The organism is Luteimonas saliphila, assembly GCF_016774335.1.
GTDB classification, from domain to species: Bacteria; Pseudomonadota; Gammaproteobacteria; order Xanthomonadales; family Xanthomonadaceae; genus Luteimonas; species Luteimonas saliphila.
Genome location: NZ_JAETWA010000018.1, coordinates 24663 through 43528 on the forward strand (window position 1 = coordinate 24663; position 18866 = coordinate 43528).

General features: G+C 68.3%; 11 protein-coding genes and 3 tRNA genes. 10 read left to right on the top strand and 4 right to left on the bottom strand.

Translation table 11 applies throughout. The annotated features are described in order from the left end of the window. Window position 1: 1 nt before the first annotated feature. The 7 genes from JMO03_RS04655 (at window position 2) to JMO03_RS04685 (ending at window position 6024) form a co-directional block, all read left to right on the top strand. Window positions 2-1426, top strand: coding sequence for a thioredoxin-like domain-containing protein (locus tag JMO03_RS04655; RefSeq protein WP_202840795.1), 1425 nt, complete (start codon window positions 2-4; stop codon window positions 1424-1426). After that, window positions 1423-3390, top strand: coding sequence for an excinuclease ABC subunit UvrC (uvrC, locus tag JMO03_RS04660; RefSeq protein ID WP_202840797.1), 1968 nt, complete (start codon window positions 1423-1425; stop codon window positions 3388-3390). The genes JMO03_RS04655 and uvrC overlap by 4 nt, the downstream gene beginning before the upstream one ends. Then, window positions 3387-4037, top strand: coding sequence for a CDP-diacylglycerol--glycerol-3-phosphate 3-phosphatidyltransferase (pgsA, locus tag JMO03_RS04665; RefSeq protein ID WP_202840800.1), 651 nt, complete (start codon window positions 3387-3389; stop codon window positions 4035-4037). The genes uvrC and pgsA overlap by 4 nt, the downstream gene beginning before the upstream one ends. Next, window positions 4028-4103 (top strand) — tRNA-Gly (locus tag JMO03_RS04670). Before pgsA ends, JMO03_RS04670 begins: the two co-directional genes overlap by 10 nt. A 79-nt stretch (window positions 4104-4182) precedes the next feature. Further along, a tRNA-Cys gene (locus JMO03_RS04675) sits at window positions 4183-4256 on the top strand. A gap of 38 nt (window positions 4257-4294) precedes the next feature. Beyond that, window positions 4295-4378 (top strand) — tRNA-Leu (locus JMO03_RS04680). Between the two features lie 23 nt (window positions 4379-4401). After that, window positions 4402-6024: an FMN-binding glutamate synthase family protein gene (locus JMO03_RS04685; protein ID WP_202840801.1), complete on the top strand. Its 1623-nt coding sequence runs from the start codon at window positions 4402-4404 to the stop codon at window positions 6022-6024. On the opposite strand, the gene JMO03_RS04690 is transcribed toward JMO03_RS04685, so the two are convergent. The 4 genes from JMO03_RS04690 to JMO03_RS04705 form a co-directional block, all read right to left on the bottom strand. Next, complete coding sequence (locus JMO03_RS04690; protein ID WP_337926359.1) at window positions 6021-7319, bottom strand: dicarboxylate/amino acid:cation symporter; 1299 nt, start codon at window positions 7317-7319, stop codon at window positions 6021-6023. The two genes, JMO03_RS04685 and JMO03_RS04690, sit on opposite strands and share 4 nt — an antisense overlap. A 173-nt stretch (window positions 7320-7492) precedes the next feature. Next, the gene (locus JMO03_RS04695) at window positions 7493-8335 is read right to left on the bottom strand and encodes a MurR/RpiR family transcriptional regulator (RefSeq protein ID WP_202840803.1); all 843 of its coding nucleotides are present in this window, start codon (window positions 8333-8335) and stop codon (window positions 7493-7495) included. Window positions 8336-8345: 10 nt separating this feature from the next. Then, window positions 8346-9443: a dipeptide epimerase gene (locus tag JMO03_RS04700; protein WP_202840805.1), complete on the bottom strand. Its 1098-nt coding sequence runs from the start codon at window positions 9441-9443 to the stop codon at window positions 8346-8348. Between the two features lie 43 nt (window positions 9444-9486). After that, complete coding sequence (locus tag JMO03_RS04705) at window positions 9487-10884, bottom strand: C40 family peptidase (protein WP_202840807.1); 1398 nt, start codon at window positions 10882-10884, stop codon at window positions 9487-9489. Between the two features lie 287 nt (window positions 10885-11171). On the opposite strand from JMO03_RS04705, the gene JMO03_RS04710 reads away from it, so the two are divergent. From JMO03_RS04710 to JMO03_RS04720, 3 genes are all read left to right on the top strand, one after another. Next, the gene (locus JMO03_RS04710) at window positions 11172-12596 is read left to right on the top strand and encodes a transglutaminase-like domain-containing protein (RefSeq protein WP_238345898.1); all 1425 of its coding nucleotides are present in this window, start codon (window positions 11172-11174) and stop codon (window positions 12594-12596) included. 39 nt (window positions 12597-12635) lie between these two features. After that, window positions 12636-15677, top strand: a complete 3042-nt coding sequence (locus tag JMO03_RS04715) for a TonB-dependent receptor (protein WP_202840809.1) — start codon at window positions 12636-12638, stop codon at window positions 15675-15677. 270 nt (window positions 15678-15947) lie between these two features. Beyond that, window positions 15948-18839 (top strand): TonB-dependent receptor domain-containing protein, encoded by a 2892-nt coding sequence (locus tag JMO03_RS04720; protein ID WP_337926360.1) that lies wholly within the window; start codon window positions 15948-15950, stop codon window positions 18837-18839. Window positions 18840-18866: the final 27 nt, after the last annotated feature.

Here is an 18866-nt window from a genome sequence, read left to right on the forward strand (position 1 = left end):
CATGGACGCGACCATCGCCCCCGAGTTTCCCCCCAGCATCGAGTGGCTGAACCTGCTGGCGCCGCTTCGGATCGGACAGCTGCGCGGCAAGGTCTGCGCGCTGGCGTTCGTCAATGCGGGCTCAGCTTGGTGCCAGCACCGGCTGGCCGAGCTCGCGCGCCTGCGCGCGCGTCACGGCGAACGGGTCAACGTGGTCGCCGTGCACGTGCCCAAGTTCGACAGCGAGCGCGACGGCCGCCGGATCGGCAAGCGCCTGAACCGGCAGCGCTACGACTTCCCGATCGGGCACGATCCGGACTGGACCCTCTGGCAGCACTACGGCATCGAGGCCTGGCCGACCGTGGTGCTGATCGACGGCGAGGGCCGGATCCGCGACCGCATCGTCGGCGACGGCCCGATCCGCGAGCTCGACGCGCGCGTCAGCGCACTGGCCGGCGAACTGGTGCCGACCCTGCCCAACGCCGATCCGATCGAGATGCGCCGCGGGGGCGAACCGCCGCTGCCGCTGCGCTTCCCGACCGGGCTGGTGGTCTCCGGCAACTACCTGTACGTGGCCGACAGCGAGCACCACCGGGTGCTCGAGTGCGACCAGGCCGGACGCGTGCTGCGCCAGTTCGGCAGCGGCGATCCGGGCTTCATCGACGGCCCGATGGAGCTGGCCGCCTTCCACCGCCCGCACGGCATGTGCCTGTGGCGCGACGTGCTGTACGTGGCCGACAGCGGCAGCCATGCCGTGCGCCGCATCGAACTGCGCGGCGGCGACATCGACACCCTGTGCGGCGCCGGTCGCTCGGGCAGGCCGCGGGAAGGGGCGATCGCCGATCCGCGTTCGATCGCGCTCGACCAGCCGCGCGCGGTCGCGCTCAGCGGCAGCTCGCTGTTCATCGCCACCACCGGCGACAACTGCATCTGGAAGTACGACCTGGGCGCTCCCGGCATCGAACTGGTGGCCGGTTCGGGCCGCCTGGCGGTGGCCGACGGCGGCGGCGTCGGTGCTTCGTTCGCCGAACCGGTATCGCTGGCGGCGGTGCAGCAGGTGCTGTACGTGTGCGACGCGGCCGGCTCGGCGATCCGCAGCGTCAACGTGCGCACCGGCGCGGTGTCCACCCTGGTCGGGCAGGACCAGTGGCACTACGGCGACGCCGACGGCGTGCGCACCGACGCGCGCCTGCAGCAGCCGCTGGCGATCGCGCTGGACCCCGATTCGCCGCTGTTGTGGATCGCCGACAGCGGCAACGACGCGTTGCGCTGCCTGCGGCTGGGCGGGGGCGAGGTCAGCACGGTGGCGCTGCCGCAGCGCCTGCACGGATCGGCCGGGCTGGCGGTAGGCGCGGGTACGGTCTGGATCGCCGATACCGACGCCCACGCCGTGCTTCGCTTCGATCCGCGCACCGGCGCCCTGCGCCACGTACCCATCGGCGAATGACCGCGGCAGCAACTGGTCCCGGCGGTTCCGCGACACCCGAGGCCGCGCCCTTCGACGGCAAGGCCTTCGCCCGCGGCCTCAGCACCGCGCCGGGCGTTTACCGCATGATCGCCGCCGACGGCAGCGCGCTCTACGTCGGCAAGGCGGGCGCGCTGAAGAAGCGGGTCGCCAGCTATTTCAGCAATGTGCCCAAGCCAGCGCGCACGATGACCATGCTCGCCCAGGTCGCGCGCATGGAGGTCACGGTCACCCGCACCGAGGGCGAGGCGCTGCTGCTGGAGAACCAGCTGATCAAGTCGCTCAAGCCGCGCTACAACGTGCTGCTGCGCGACGACAAGAGCTATCCCTACGTGTTGGTCACCCAGGAGCCCTGGCCGCGGCTGGCGCTGCACCGCGGGCCGCGCAACGTCCCCGGGCGCTACTTCGGCCCGTACCCGGGCGTGACCGCGGTGCGCGAGACGCTCAACATGATGCACAAGCTGTTCCAGCTGCGCAGCTGCGAGGACAGCGTGTTCCGCAACCGCTCGCGGCCCTGCCTGCAGCACCAGATCGGCCGCTGCACCGCACCCTGCGTGGGACTGGTCCCGGCGCGCGAGTATGCCGACGCCGTGCGCCGCGCCACCCTGTTCCTCGAGGGCCGCAGCGACGATCTGGCGCGCGAGCTGGGCGAGGCGATGGAAGGCGCGAGCGAACGCCTCGACTTCGAGGAAGCCGCGCGCCTGCGCGACCTGCTCACCGGCGTGCGTTCGCTGCAGGCGCGGCAATACGTGGACGGCAGCGCCGCCGAACTCGACGTGCTGGCGGTGGCGATGCAGGGCACCCAGGCCTGCGTGCTGCTGCTGGCGTTCCGCGACGGTCGCAACCTCGGCACCCGCGCGTTCTTCCCGAAGACCAACGGCAGCGACAGTCCGGCCGAAGTGCTGGCCGCGTTCGTGTCGCAGTACTACGCCGAACAGCCGCCGCCGCGGGAGATCGTGCTCGACCGCGGCATCGAGGACATCCCGCTGCTGGAGGAGGCCTTCAGCGCCGCCGCCGGGCGCAAGGTGCAACTGCGCCACAGCGTGCGCGGCGAGCGCGCCGGTTACGTCGACCTCGCGCGCCGCAATGCCGAGCTCTCGCTGGCGACCGAACTCGGCAGCCAGGCCGCGCAGCAGGCGCGGCTCGAATCGCTGCGCACGCTGCTGGGGCTGGACGCGGCGCCCACACGGATCGAGTGCTTCGACATCAGCCACACCATGGGCGAGGCGACCGTCGCGTCCTGCGTGGTGTTCGACGCCGAGGGCGCAGTGCGCAGCCAGTACCGGCGCTACAACATCGCCGGGATCGAGCCGGGCGACGACTACGCCGCCATGCAGCAGGCGCTGCAGCGCCGGTTCCGCCGCGCGGTCGAAGGTGGCGAGGCGAGTCCGCAAGGTCCGGCTCCGGGCGGCGAACGCCCAGCCCCGGCCCGGGAGGCCAGGAACGACGCGGTGCTGCCGGACCTGCTGCTGATCGACGGCGGGGCGGGGCAGGTGGCGCAGGCGCGCGCCGTGCTGGCCGGATACGGGCTCGACGACGGCCGGATCCTGGTCGTGGGCGTGGCCAAGGGCGAGGAGCGCCGCGCGGGGCATGAACGGCTGCTGCTGCCCGACGGTCGCGAATTGCGTCCGGGGATCGACTCGCCCGGCCTGCAGCTGATCCAGCAGGTGCGCGACGAGGCGCACCGGTTCGCGATCACCGGCCACCGCGGCCGCCGGCAGAAGGCGCGCAGCATCAGCCGGCTCGAGGACATCCCCGGGATCGGCCCACGTCGCCGCGCCAGCCTGCTCAAACATTTCGGCGGCCTCGGCGGCCTCAAGGCGGCCGGCGCCGAGGAAATCGCCAAGGTCGAAGGCGTGAGCGAGGCGCTGGCCAGCCGGATCTATGCGACCCTTCACGGATTGCAGGACGCCGCCCCCGCCGGCCCGATTCCCCCGTCGAAATGAAGTTGACCATCCCCACCTGGCTGACGTTGCTGCGGATCCTGCTGATCCCGGTGCTGGTGGCCGTCTTCTACATGCCGTCGCAGTGGACCAATTTCGCGTCCGCGTTCGTGTTCATCCTGGCCGCGGTCACCGACTGGCTGGACGGCTGGATCGCGCGCCGCTACCACCAGTATTCCGCGTTCGGCGCGTTCCTCGACCCGGTCGCGGACAAGCTGATGGTGGCGGTGGCGCTGTTCCTGATCGTGCAGGGCCATCCGACGCCGTGGATGGCGTTCTGGGCGGCGGTGATCGTGGGCCGCGAGATCGCGGTCTCGGCGCTGCGCGAATGGATGGCCGAACTCGGCCAGCGGGCGACGGTCAAGGTCGCGGCGATCGGCAAGATCAAGACCATCGGCCAGATGGTCGCGTTGTCGTGCCTGCTGTACTCGATCAACCCGCGTTTCCCGCTGCAGCCGGGCACCGATATCTGGATGGGCAGGCTGGTGTTCCACATCGGCGACTGGCTGCTGGGCGCCGCCGCATTGCTCACGCTGTGGTCCGGTCTGGCCTACCTGTGGGCGGCCTGGCCGGTACTGCGCGCGGCCGAGCGGTCGGCTGTTGACAGTTCCAAGGCAGGCGGTAAAATGCGCGGCTCCACGCGGGAATAGCTCAGTTGGTAGAGCGCAACCTTGCCAAGGTTGAGGTCGCGAGTTCGAGTCTCGTTTCCCGCTCCAGATTCCTGCAGGCCCCGGCGATGCCGGGGTTTTGTTTATCGGCGCCGCGAGCGTGTATCGTTCCGGGGCGACCGTCACCGGCCTGGTGGCAGAGTGGTTATGCAGCGGACTGCAAATCCGCGTACGCCGGTTCAATTCCGACCCAGGCCTCCATCCGTCGCCGCCGGCGTGCGCGCTGGTGCCATGGCCACGCCCGGATGGCGAAACTGGTAGACGCAAGGGACTTAAAATCCCTCGGCCGCAAGGCCATGTCGGTTCGATCCCGACTCCGGGCACGCCACGCATACCAGGGAGCCCGATGAGTCGCTACTCCGCGTATATCGCCTGCGTCGTCCTCGCCGTGCTATCGCTTGCGCTGGGATTGCGCACGTCCGGCTGGTGGTGGGGCGTGGCGGTCTTCGGCGCGCTCGCGGCGCTGGGCACGCTCGACCTGCTGCAGCGCCGCTCGACGCTGCGCCGCAACTATCCGCTGCTCGCGCATTTCCGCTATGGGCTCGAATCGATCCGGCCCGAGATCCGCCAGTACTTCATCGAGGACAACCTGGCCGAGGTGCCGTTCTCGCGCGAGAAGCGGGCGCTGGTGTACCAGCGCGCCAAGAACGAGCGCGACACGGTGCCGTTCGGCAGCGAGCACGACCCTTACAGCGTGCACTACGAGTGGATCAACCATTCGCTGGTGCCGGTGCACGTGGATTCGCACGACTTCCGGGTGCTGGTGGGCGGCAACGGATCGGCGCCCTACGATGCGAGCGTATTCAACATTTCCGCGATGAGCTTCGGCTCGCTGTCGGCGAACGCGATCCGCGCCCTGAATGCCGGCGCCCGCCGCGGCGGCTTCTACCACGACACCGGAGAGGGATCGATCTCGACCTACCACCGCGAACACGGCGGCGACCTGGTCTGGGAAATCGGTTCGGGCTACTTCGGCTGCCGCGACGAGGCGGGCCGCTTCAGCGAGGAGCGCTTCGTCGTCAACGCCCGCGACCCGCAGGTGCGGATGATCGAGCTCAAGCTCTCGCAGGGCGCCAAGCCCGGCCATGGCGGGATGCTGCCGGCGGCCAAGGTCACGGCCGAAATCGCCGCCGCGCGTGGCGTGCCCCAGGGCGTGGACTGCGTGTCGCCGGCGGCGCACCCGGCGTTCTCGACGCCCGTGGGCCTGCTCGAATTCATCGCCCGGCTGCGCGAACTCTCCGGCGGCAAGCCGACCGGGTTCAAGCTCGCCATCGGCCATCCCTGGGAATGGTTCAGCGTGGCCAAGGCGATGCAGGAGACCGGGGTGCTGCCGGACTTCATCGTGGTCGATGGCGCCGAAGGCGGCACCGGCGCCTCGCCATCGGAATTCATCAACCACGTCGGCCTGCCGATGCACGAGGCGCTGATGCTGGTGCACAACACCCTGGTCGGCCTCGGCCTGCGCGACCGGGTGCGCCTGGCCGGGGCGGGACGGATCGCGAGCGCGTTCGACATCGCGCGTACCATCGCCATGGGCGCGGACTGGTGCAACGCCGGGCGCGGGTTCATGTTCGCGCTGGGCTGCATCCAGTCGCGCACCTGCCACAGCGACCATTGCCCGACCGGGGTCGCCACGCAGGACCCGCGCCGGTGGCGCACCCTGGACGTGGAGGACAAGGCCGCGCGCGTGGCCAACTTCCACGGCAATACGTTGCGCGCATTGCGCGATCTCATCGGCGCGGCCGGACTGGAGCACCCCTCGCAGCTGGGCCCGGAGCACATCCTGCGACGGGTCTCGCCGACCGAGGTGCGTTCGCTCTCGGCGCTCTACCGCTTCCTCGAGCCCGGCGAACTGCTCGACCGGGTCCCCGAGCACGCGGTGTTCCGCGCGTTCTGGCAGATGGCCAGCGCGGACACGTTCGCACCCCCGGAGCGGGTGATGGAGATGCGGCGCAGCAAGCTGCTCTAGGCCGAACCGGGGTCCGCATCGGGACTCGCATCGGCCGCGCCGCTGCGCCTGGCGACGATCCCGGTCGCGGTGACGTCCGCCGAGGTGTTGGCGACCGTCGCGAACACGTCGGGAATCGTGTCCACCGCCAGCAGCACGCCCAGCGGCTCCACCGGCAACCCCATCGACTGGGTGACCGGCATGTTGGTGGTCATGAAACTGACCTGGCCCGGCAGCCCCACCGAGCCCATGCTGACCACGATGCTCAGCGCCACCGCGGTCCCCAGTTGTACCGCGGTCAGATCGACCCCGTACATCCACGCGATGAAGCAGGCCACCACGATGTACTGCGGCGGGCTGGCGATGCGGAACAGCGACACCGCCATCGGCAGCACCAGCGAGGTGACCGCGAGCGGATAGCCCAGGCGCATGCGCGCGCTGTCGACCATCACCGGCAACGAGGCGAGCGAGGACTGCGTGCTCGCGGCGATCGCCTGTACGGGCAGCAGGGCGCGCGCGAAGCGCGCCGGCCGCTCTCCGGCCGCGACCACCGCCACCACGTAGAGCAGCAGCGTGATCGAGATGTACAGCACGCACTGGGTGAGGATGTAGTAGCCCAGCGCGCTGAGCATGTCGATGCCGACCCGCGCACACACCGCCAGGACCAGTGCGAACACCCCCAGCGGAGCCGCCCACAGCACCCAGCGCACGACCACGATCATGGTGTCGCCGAGGGTGCGCACCATCTCGAGCATGCGCGCGCGGCGCTCGGGCTCGATCCGGGTCAGGCCGAAGCCGAAGAACATCGCGAACACCACCAGCGGCAGCATCGCGCTGTTGGCCGCCGCCGCGATCGCGTTGCTGGGGATGATGTTGGCCAGCCAAGCGCCGATGCCGGCCGTCTCGGGCAGGTTCTCGGGCGCCTGGATCGCGGCGCGGAACGAGGCGATCAGCGCCTCGTCTCGCGGCACCAGCGACAGGAAGGTCGGGGCCGCGATGGCCGCGAACGTGCCCGACAGCGCCAGCAGCACCAGGAACACCACGATCGCGGTGCGCGCCGTGCGTCCCGAAGCCGCGGCATCGGCCGCCGAATTGATGCCCACCACCACCAGCGCCGCGACCAGCGGCACGACGGTCATCTGCAACGCGTTGAGCCAGAGCCGGCCGATCGGTTGCACCGCGTCCGCCACCTGGGTGGCGCGCGCGGGATCGAAGGCGGCGAGCAGCAGGCCGACCGCGGCACCCAGGAGCAGGGCGATCAGCACGCGCGCGGGAGTGGACAGGCCGGGACGCTTGCCGGCGGCATCGGAAGTCATGGAGGGGCGGGGTTCCGGGAAGGGGCAGGGGACTGGATAGCACGAAGCGGCGCCGCGCATCGACGGGATCGGGCCGCGGAGCTTCGCCAGCGCGCCGCCGACGCGCATGGATGCGACGGCCAGCGCCGGGCGGTCGGGTCACGCGGGACCGGGGTCATGGCATCGGCGATCGATCAGGTCTCGAGCAGGGAGCGCACGTGCTCATGGTAGTCGGCCAGCTGACGCCGGCGCGACTCGTCGCCGCACAACAGCAGGAACACCACGTCCAGCAGTTGCTGCAGCGCGGCCTGGTAGAGCAGCGGTTCGACATGCGCGGCCTCGTCGTGGGCCGATACCAGCAGCGACAGGTCGGCATGCGCGCGCAGCGGGTTGGCGGTGTGCCGCGTGACCGAGACGACCTTGCCGCCGCGCGAGCGGAACAGCCGCGCCAGCTGGCACAGGGTCGCGGCCTGGCCGCGCTCGGAGAACAGCAGCAGCACGTCGTCGGGCTTCGAGGTCGTGACTTCGGCCGGCACCAGCACCGGGTCGAAATGGTGGATGGCGAGGAATCCGAGCAGCGACAGCCGGATCGCGAACGCGCGTGCCATCACGCTGTCCTCGCCGATGCCGACGACGAAGATCTTGCCCGCGCCACGCACCATGCCGGCCACGGCCTCGGCGCGCTCGGGCGGGTTCAGCAGCCGGGTCTCCTCCTCGGCGCGCGACTTGGCCTGCCACAGTTCGCGCGCGAGCACGCCCTGGCGATGGTCGTCCGTGCCGCTCGCCACCGGCTGCACGCCGTCGCCGTTGCGCGCGACCGCCTCGCCGATCGAGTACTTGAGGTCCGGATATCCCTTGAAGCCCAGCTTCTGGCTGAACTTCACCACGCTCGACTGGCTGATGCCGAGCGCGTTGGCCAGCTGCTGCGAGGAATAGTCGCGCAGCAGGTGCGCGTTCTCGAGGATGAAGTCGGCGATGCGGCGCTCGATCGCCGACATCTGGCCGCGTTCGGAACGGATGATCAGCAGCGGCTGCATGGCCGTCGCGTCAGACGCCGATCGGCTTGTAGCCGCGGATCGCGCGGATGCCGAGCCCGGGCGCCTCGGACACCGATATCTCGGATTCGTTGAAGGTCACGCCGCCGTCGACCGGATCGAATGCGCACAGCGACGGCCCGTCGAGGTCGACCTTGGTGATCACGTCCGACTTGGCGATCGCCAGGTGCACCGCGGCGGCGACGCTGATGCTGGTCTCGATCATGCAGCCAATCATGCACTCGACGCCGTACAGCGCGGCGATGTCGGCGATGCGGATGGCGTTGGAGATGCCGCCGGTCTTCATCAGCTTGATGTTGATGATGTCGGCGGCGCGCTGTTCGATCAGCTCGATCACCTCCAGCGGCCCGAACACGCTCTCGTCGGCCATCACCGGGGTCTTGACCCGGTCGCTGACGTACTTGAGCCCAGCGATGTCGCGCGCGCGCACCGGTTGCTCCAGCAGTTCCAGGTGCACGCCGGCGTCTTCGAGCGCGTGCATCGCGTGCACCGCCTGCTTCGCGGTCCAGCCCTGGTTGGCGTCGAGGCGGAGCAGGGCGCGGCCCTCGACCGCCGCGTGGATCGCCTTGACCCGCTCCACGTCCAGGCCGATGTCCTTGCCGACCTTGATCTTCAGCGACGCGAAGCCGCGGTCCACCGCCGAGATCGAATCGGAGACCATCTTGTCGATGTGGTCGACGCTGATGGTGATGTCGGTGGTGATCACCGGCTCGCCGCCGCCGAGCATGCGGTACAACGGCGCCTCGTACAGCTGCCCCCACAGGTCGTAAACCGCGATCTCGACCGCGGCCTTGGCGCTGGTGTTGCGTTCCAGCGCGGTCTGAACCAGGCGCACGATGCGGTTGAGGTTGGCGACGTCCTCGCCGACCAGACGCGGCGCGATCACCTTGCCGATCGCCTCGATCATCGAGCCGTGGGTGTCGCCGGTGATGACCGCGGTCGCCGCGGCCTCGCCGTAGCCGACGTGGCCGCTGTCGGTGTGGATCGAGACGATGAGGTCCTCGACCGTGTCCACCGTGCGCAGCGCGGTCTTGAACGGCGTCTTCAACGGCACCCGGACCATGCCGAGGCGGACATCGGTGATCTTCATTCGGTTTCCCCTGCGGCGCGTGCGGCCGCCTTCCCTGTTCCGGTCACGGACGGATGCGCTGGATGCTGGTGATGCGGTCGATCGTGGCCGTGGTGGCGTCGGACATCATCGGCAGCAGCGGCGTGACCACCACCCCGTTGAGCCGGTAGCGGCGCAACGTCCCGTCCTCGCCGAGCAACGACATGCCGCTGGTGTCGTGGATCACGTAGGTTTCCCCGTCCACGCGCCCCAGCAGCATCATCACGTGTCCGGGGATGTACAGCAGATCCCCGACCTCGGCCCGGCGCAACAGCTCCAGGCGCTGGTCGTGGCCGGTGCCGCCATCGAGCGCGACGCCCGCCAGACCGGGACTCACCGACTGCGCGCTGGTGTTGCGCGGCAGCAGCACGCCGAAGCTGCGGTAGACCTCGGACACGAATCCGCTGCAGTCGCGGGCGTCGTAGCGGTGGCCCCAGCCGTAGCGCTCTCCCAGGAACTTGAACGCCTGGCGGATCAGGTTGGCCTTGGTCAGCGGCAGGTAGTCGGGAGACACGTCCGCCGAGCGCGGGATCAGCGCGGGGGCGAATTCGAGCGTGCCATCCTCGCCGCGCACCGGCAGTTCCACCACGTGGCCGAAGCCCGGATGCTGGCCGTTGAGCGGCTCGTCCGGCGGCCACTGCGCCAGCGGCACGCGCACGCCCATGTCGAGTCGCACGTTCGACACCGCCGGGCGCTCGGGCGTGTACACCGTCTCCACCTTCGCCCCCGTCGCCACCACGAAGGGAATGCGGCGCGTGTAGGCGAAGATCTCCGCCTTGTCGCCGAAGGCGACCTTGTCGGCCTCGATCCAGGCGGCGTAGGTCTGGCTGAGCACGAACAGCCAGCGACGGTCGCGGCTTTCGTGGACCACGGCCACCGGCGTCCCCGGGAACAGCGCGCTCTCCTGGAAGCGGTCGATGTCGCGATCGTCCGGCGAGCTGAACACGTGCAGGTGGGTCGGGAACGTGCGCAGGTCGGCGCGGCGGACCACCATGCCGTAGCGCGTGACCTGGGTCTGCGGGATGCCCTTGAGGTCGAGCGCGGCGACCAGCCTGTCGAGCGCGCGCTCGCTGCCTTCCTTGCCGCTCTCGTCGTAGAGCGTGCGCGTGGGGCGCGGCGACGCCTGCTCGATCCATGCGCGCACCTGCTCGGCCTCCAGCGTCACAGGCAACTGCTCGATATCGTGCAGGGACGGCTCGAGGCGCTGCATCTGCGCGTTGTGGGCGGCGATGGCGTCCGCATCGAGGATCACGCGATCGGCATCGCGCAGGCGGTCGATCCAGAACTGCGGCGCCAGTTGCGTCTCGACCACGCCGGGCACGACTTCGCGCCCGGCATCCGGCGCCTGCGCAAGGACGGGCACGGCCAATGCCGCGATCAGCATCGCCAGCAGGCCCGCGGTGCCCAGGTGTCGTGCGGACATCCGCTGCCGCTCGTTCAAGACGCTCCTCCAGGGTGATGTCGCCGATCGGCGAGGAAGGAATACATCATTCAGAATGCTACCATGTCAAGAATAATTTATTGACGTTGCCTTGCCGTCATGTTACACAGCCGGAAACACCTCTTTGCCGGTGGCTGCGCGCCGTGGGGACCGACATCCGATCGAAGCCTGGAACGACGCTCAGCCGAGCGTACCGACCGGCGCGCGCGCCGAACAGGCTTTCCTGGCGGCACCGGACCGCCTGTCTCGTGGCCGCGACGATGGTCGCGATGGCAACGGGGGAGGGTGCCCGGGCCGGGGACGCGACGACGCCCGCGGTGGCGCAGGCGGTCGAACTGATCGACGACGGCCGTTTCGCCGAGGCGCATGCGCTGATCGATGCCACCCAGGCCGCGTTGCCGGCCGGTTCGGAATCGCAACGGTCGCTCGAGTTCCAGCGCGAGCGCATGCGCCGCATCCTGCTCGATTTCAGCCTCGACGGCGCGCAGACCCGGGCGGCGGTGCGTCGCCAGATCCCCGACCTGCGCGACGACGAGTTCGAACGCTGGCGCCGCGCCGGCCTGCTCGAATCGCGGGTCGTCGATGGCGAGGTGCGCTACTTCAACCGCGCGCCCCACAACCTGTTCCGGCTGAGCGCGGAGGCCAGGGCGCGCCGCGCCGAGCCGAAGCCGTTCCGCGACAGTCCGCTGGAGCGCCAGCATCCGCACCACGCCGAAGTGCGCGACCAGGCGGTCGCACAGTCGCGCCGCAGCGTGGCGCCCCGGCGCGTGCGCGTCACCCAGTCGCTGACCGTCGACGCCGACACGGTGCCGGCCGGCGAAACGATCCGCGCCTGGATTCCCTATCCACGTGCGATCCCGGGCCAGCAGGAAGACCTGCGCCTGCTGTCCACCCGACCCTCGACCCACGTGCTGGCGCCGGAATCGGCGATGCAGCGCACCGCCTACTTCGAGCAGCCCGCACGCGCCGGCGAACCCACGCGGTTCTCGGTCAGCTACGAACTCACCGTGTACGGCCAGTACGTGGCGGTCGACCCGGAGAAGGTGGTGCCGGTCGAGTCGACCCCCGAACTGGCACCGCACCTGGCCGAGCGCGCGCCGCACGTGGTGTTCACCGATGCGATGCGGCTGTTCTCCGCGCAGGTCGTGGGCGAGGAAACCAACCCCTACCGGATCGCGCGCAAGCTGTTCGATGCCGTTGATCGCATTCCCTGGGCCGGCGCGCTCGAGTACTCGACCATCACCAACATCGGCGAGCATGCGCTCAGGGCCGGCCACGCCGACTGCGGCCAGCAAACCCTGCTGCTGATCACGCTGCTGCGGCTCAACGGCATTCCCGCGCGCTGGCAGTCGGGATGGATCTTCTCCGATGCCGGCTACGACAACATGCACGACTGGGGCTGGTTGTACCTGGCGCCCTACGGCTGGCTGCCGATGGACGTCACCTTCGGCCGCCTGACCGGCGACGATCCGGACCTCGCCGGCTTCTACCTCGGCGGCTTCGACGCCTACCGCATCGCCTTCAACGACGACTACGGCCGCGACTTCGTCCCGGCCAAGACCCATTTCCGCTCGGAGACGGTCGACCTCCAGCGCGGAGAAGCCGAGTGGGACGGCGGGAACCTCTACTTCGACCAGTGGGATTACGACTTCGAGTGGGAACTGCTGCCGCTTCCGTCGCCGTCCCGCACCTGACCAACGCCACCACAGCCACCGTTTCGGGGAGAAACAGCAATGAAGGCCAGCCATACGAGATTCCGACGCGCCGCCCTGTGCATCGCCCTGGGCGCCTGCATCGCCGCCACCACGCCGACGGTGTTCGCGCAAAGCGCCACCGGCGCGGTAGCGGGCCGCGCCAGCGCAGGCGACCAGATCACGGCGACTAACGCCGGCACCGGCCTCACACGCGCAGTATCGGTGGGCGCGGACGGCGTCTATCGCCTGACGCAACTCCCCGTCGGCGACTACACGTTGACGATCACCCGTGACGGACAGCCGGTGGGGCAGCCGATCCAGGTCAATGTCGCCCTGGGCGGAACCACCACGGTCAACATCGGCGGCGACGGTGCTCTTGTGAACCTCGATGCGGTTCAGGTCATCGGCTCGCGCGTGATCAACCGGGTCGACGTACGCTCCACCGAATCGGCCACCAACATCACCCGCGAGGAGTGGGCGCGCCTGCCGGTCGCCCAGAGCCTGAGTTCGGTGGCGTTGCTGGCACCGGGCGTGATCGGCGGCAACTCGTCGTTCGGCGGCATCTCGTTCGGCGGATCCTCGGTGGCAGAGAACTCGGTCTTCATCAACGGCCTGAACGTCACCGACTTCTATCGCAGGCAGAGCTTCTCGACCGCACCGTTCGCCTTCTTCAGGGAATTCCAGGTCAAGACCGGCGGCTACTCGGTCGAGTTCGGCCGCGCCACGGGCGGTGTCATCAATGCGGTGACGCGGTCGGGCAGCAACGAATTCGACGGCGGCGTGGAGATCACGTTCGAGCCTGCGGCATGGAAGGCGCGCGCGGACGATCATGAGTTCGAAGGCACCAATTCGAACGGCACCACCTCGACCGCCATCTTCCGCGCCAGCCGCGACAGCAGCAGCTTTACGAAGGCCAACGTCTGGGCATCGGGGCCGATCGTCAAGGACCGGTTGTTCTTCTTCGCCATGTACGAGGCACGCGACAGCAATTCTAAGTACAGCAGCAGTGGCGGGGGAGAGTGGTTCAGGGGCGAAGCCAGCGACGGGTTCTGGGGTACCAAGCTCGACTGGCGGATCACCGACAACCACCTGCTGGAACTGCTCGCGTTCTCCGACGAGGCCGAGACCGACACCAGTACGTTCGCCTACGACTGGGACAGCGGCGAGATCGGGGATCGCGCCGGCGACAACAACGTACGGGGCGGCGGCAAGAGCGGTTCGCTGACCTACACCGGTTACTTCGGCGAGAGCTTCGTCGCCAAGGCCATGTACGGCATCAACCAGAGCCGCAGCTTCTCCGCCTCGCCTGCCGACGGGCCTTGCGAGCAGATCTTCTTCGATGCCTCTTACCGGCCGACCTACGAGGCGATGGGCTCCCCGGCGCTCGGGTGTCATCCCACCTCGGCCATGATCGTTGCGCATGAAGACGAGCGCGAAGCGGCACGCCTCGACTTCGAGTGGACGCTCGGCGACCACCAGTTGCGTTTCGGCATCGACCGAGAGGTGATGACCACGGACCGCACCAGCTTCTACCCGGGCCCCACGGGCATGCGTTACACGGCCTATACGGTGGCACCAGGGGCCGAACTGGACAACGGCAGCGTGGTCCCGCCGGGCGTCGACGCGATCCTGATGGCGCGACGGCGTATCGACGGTGGCCTGTTCGAGACCGAGGCCAGCGCGTATTACCTCGAAGATACCTGGAGCGTCACCCCGACCTTCCTGCTCAATCTGGGCGTGCGCGTCGACGGCTTCGAGAACAAGACCGCAGCCGGCGGCAGCTTCATCAAGATGGACGACTTGGTGTCGCCGCGCCTGGGTTTCTCCTGGGACATGAAGGGCGACGGCGGCAGCAAGCTGTTCGGCAACCTCGGCCGTTACTACCTGCCGGTCACCAACAACATCAACTACACCTTCGCTGGCGGTCTCACCGACGAACGCACGTTCTACGCGCTCGACGGCTGGCGCCAGGCGACCAACCCGGTGACTGGCGCGCCCTACATGGAGCCGGTCATCGGCGCGCAGATCGGACCGGTCGACACCAGCTACAACGTGTCGGTGAACGATCTGCGCCAGAGCGTGGACCGCGACCTCGACGCCGTCTACCAGGACGAAGCGATCCTCGGCTACCAGGCCATGCTCAGCCAGGCATGGTCATGGGGGGTGAACGCGACCTACCGCCGCATGAAGAACGCGCTGGACGACGTGCGCATCAACCACACGCCTTGCGGTCCGGTCGGCTTCAACCTCTGGCCGATCGCCAACCCGGGCAAGCCGCTGACCATCTGGGGCGACGAGAGCATCGGCTGCGAAACCGAGGGCTGGATCACCATCGACACGTCGCAGGACGGCTACCGGATGGGCGGCAGCGGCCAGGTGGTCGGCTATTCCGAACCCAAGCGCAGCTACAAGTCGGTCGAACTGCAGATCGACCGCGCATGGGACGGAAAGTGGGCATTCAACGCCTCCTACATCTGGTCCAAGTCGGACGGCAACCACGAAGGTCCGGTGAACTCCGATACCAACTACGGGGATACCGGCATGGTCCAGCACTGGGACCACCCGGCGAACAACCAGGACTATGGCCCGCTGTTCAACGACCGCCGCCACCAGATCAAGCTGCGTGGCAGCTACGCATTGAACGAGCAATGGTCGTTCGGCGCCATGCTGACCGCACTGTCGGGCGGCCCGATCAACGAGTTCGGGGTGAGCTGGCCGAACGACAGCACCGGCGCAGCCAGCTTCGTGACTGAAGGCTCGGGCGGCGGGTCGTTCTGGCACTGCGTGCAGAACTGCGCTGGCGCCGTCGCCGACCGCATCTACGAGTATGCACCGCGTGGTTCGGGCGGGCGCCTGCCTTGGACCTACAACCTCGGTGCCAACGTGACCTGGACCTTGCCGGTCGAAGGCGTCGACCTCAAGGCGCGTTTCTCGGTGTTCAACCTGCTCAACGATCAGGAAGTGATCAATGTCCGCCAGCGCTACGAACTCGGACCGGGCGTGACGCGCGGGCTGCACGGCACCGGTACACGGTGGCAGTCGCCCCGCTACGCGCAACTGGTCGTGACTTGGAATTTCTGAAGCAGACACGGCGCCTCCCCGCCTTGGCGGCCACCGCACGGTGGCCGTCTTTTTGCCTGCACGTCCGAGTTCCGGGCGCTGCGAGAGGCGGAAACGGGCAGCCGCAAATTGACAGTTTTCCCGGACGCATGTTAAGCAGCACGGAAGGGGGACACCGGCGGCGCATGCAGGAGGCGACGCGACAGACACGCTTCCGCGGCCGCATCGACAACACTTCGGGGAAATCACATGGCAGCAGTCCGCACGCGCAACCACCCGGCACCTGGATCGGTGCTGGCAATCGCCATTGCAATAGCATTGGCATTGGCAGGGACCGCCGCGGCGCAGGAAGCTCCAGCCATCGACCCGCAGGGCAGCGAGGCGACGCGCACGCTCGACCGCATCAGCGTGACCGGCTCGCGCATCAAGCGTACGGACATCGAGACCGCGCTCCCCGTCACGATCATCCGGCGCGAGGAGATCAACGCGCAGGGCATCACCTCGGCCGAACAGCTGATGCAGTTCCTGAATGTCGCCAGCAACGGCCCGGATAGCCTGGCCGCGAACAGCGGCATCGCGCCGCCCGGAACCCGCGGCAACAATGGCGTTTCCGGTGCGAACTTGCGCGGACAGGGTGCCGACGCGACCCTGGTTCTGCTCAACGGACGCCGGGTGGCGACACATGGGCTCGCGGGGATGGTGGCGGACCTGAACTCGATTCCGTTCATGGCGATCGACCGCGTCGAGGTACTGAGAGACGGCGCGTCGGCCGTCTACGGGACGGATGCGATCGGAGGCGTGGTCAACTTCATCACCCGGAACGACTACCAGGGGCTGTCTGCCACGCTGGGTGCCGACGCGACCCATGATGGTGGCGGTGAGATCTACCAGGGAAGCCTGCTCGGCGGTGCGGGCGATCTCGATACTGACCGCTGGAACGCGTGGGCGGCGCTGAGCTGGAAGCGCAACAGAATCCTCCGCGGCGTGGACCGCGATTTCGCCAACAGCTTCCAACCCGAACGTGGCCTGTCGCCGGACACGCGCGGTACGCCCTTCGCGACGGTATTCAACGTCAACCACGCGCGCATCGGCGGCGCGCCCGGGCTCATCGGCAGGGGTCTGGTCGATCCGGCGGACGGCACCACCATGGTCGCAATCAACATCCTCGACCTGCCAGGAGGGCAAGGCTGCGAAGCCGGCGGTGACCTGATGGGGCCATACGACGACCGGATCTGGAGCTCGGCCAGTTCGCGTTACGCATGCGCGTGGGATTATGGGCGTGCGCGGGTGATCCAGCAGCCGGTCGACACCGTCCAGGCGATCGGGCGCGCCACGTTCAAGCTGGGCGAGGACCACCAGCTGTACGTCGAGGCGATGGGTTCGGAAGTCGAATCCAGACGCGAGTTCGAAGCCCAGCAGATCAGCTCCGCGGCCTATCCCGCCGGGACGGCAGCCCAGTTCGATCTGTCGACGTGGTATCCCCTCAACGACCTCACCCGTACCACGTATGACACCGTGTACGACGCGCTGGCGGGTTACTTCGGCGAGGATGGCCTCACCTATGGGGCGCCGATCCCGTATCGCTGGCGCTGCATCGCCTGCGGGCCGCGCGAACTCGAGACGACCACGCGCTCGTTCCGGCTGTTGCTCGGCCTGGAGGGCACGATCGGCAGATGGGACTACAACACAGGCATTTCGCGCGCAGCGAGCCGGGCACGGACGGTACTGGGCAATGGCTATTACTTCACTCCAGAACTGAAGGCCCTGCTCGGCAGCGGCCAACTCAATCCGTTCCTCCTGCCAGGGCAGGCGCAAAGCGCGGAGGCGATGGCCGGCTTGCAAGCCGCTTCTGCGCGCGGTATCGAGCTCTACCACGGCGTAACCACGACGACCATCCTAGACGCGAGCTTCTCGGGTGGATTGGGATTCAGCCTTCCCGGCGGGGAAGTGCAGGCAGCGGCTGGCACGGACCTGCGCCGCGAAGAATACGAGTTCGGTGGCCCGGCCGAGTGGGCGGACGGGAACGCCTACGTCTTCGGTCCACCCGGCGATGCGGCGAACTACATGCCGCGCCAGACCCGCAACGTCAAGGCGGTGTTCGCGGAGGTCTACCTGCCCGTACTGGACTCGCTCGAATTCACCCTGGCCGGACGCTACGACCGCTACGACGGCTTCGGTTCGACGACTAACCCGAAGTACTCGTTCAAGTATCAGCCAGTGGAATGGCTGGCGATCCGCGGCGCCTACAGCACCGGATTCAAGGTCCCCGATTTCGCGAAACTGTTCCGCGGCATCACCCAGACGCTGTATACGGGCCTGGATCTCGCCGATCCGGCGACCTGCCCGGGTGGGGTCTACAACCCGAACGTGGCTGGTTGCAACGTGCAGATCCGCCCCGACATCATCACCGGCGGAAACCCCAACCTGCAACCCGAGGAGGCGGAGCAGAAGAGCCTGGGCATCGTTCTCGCCCCCAACGAGCGATTCAACGTCAGCATCGACTGGTGGGAAATCGAGCGACTCAACACCATCCGCAGCGGCTTCAGCCTTGAGGACATGCGGGAGGACTACGACCTGTACGAAAGGAATTTCATCCGCGACGACAGCGGCACGATCGTGGCGATCGACCAGCGCTTCATCAACACCGGCGGCACTCTCAGCCGCGGCGTCGAGCTGGACGCGAACCTGTATGGCGAACTCGCGGGAGGGCAGTGGCGGGTCAACCTCAATGGCAGCTACCTCGACCTGTTCAAGATCAAGAACTTCACCGACCTCCCGTTCGGGGACAACCTGGTCGGCAGGTACGAGCGTTACTTCAACCTGCCGATCGAATGGAAGCACACGCTCAGCTTTGGGTGGCAAAAGGGTGACTGGGCGCACACGCTGACCCAGGTCTACCGCGACGGCTACCAGGATTACCTGCCGCCGGGACTGCGCAACGGTACCTACGAGCCACCGCAGTTCCAGGCGGACGTGGATGAGTACGTCACGTACAACTACAGTGTCAGCTGGACGGGAGTGAACAACCTGAAGGCGACCTTCGGCATCCGCAATCTGCTGAACGAGGATCCGCCGTTCACCCTCCGCTACCTCGATGACGGAGACGGCGCCGGGTGGGAGGCGCGCGTCGCGGATCCGCGCGGACGCTCATTCAACGTGCTTCTCGAGTACACGTTCTGGTGAATCTTGCCACTCGGTCTGGCGTTTCTC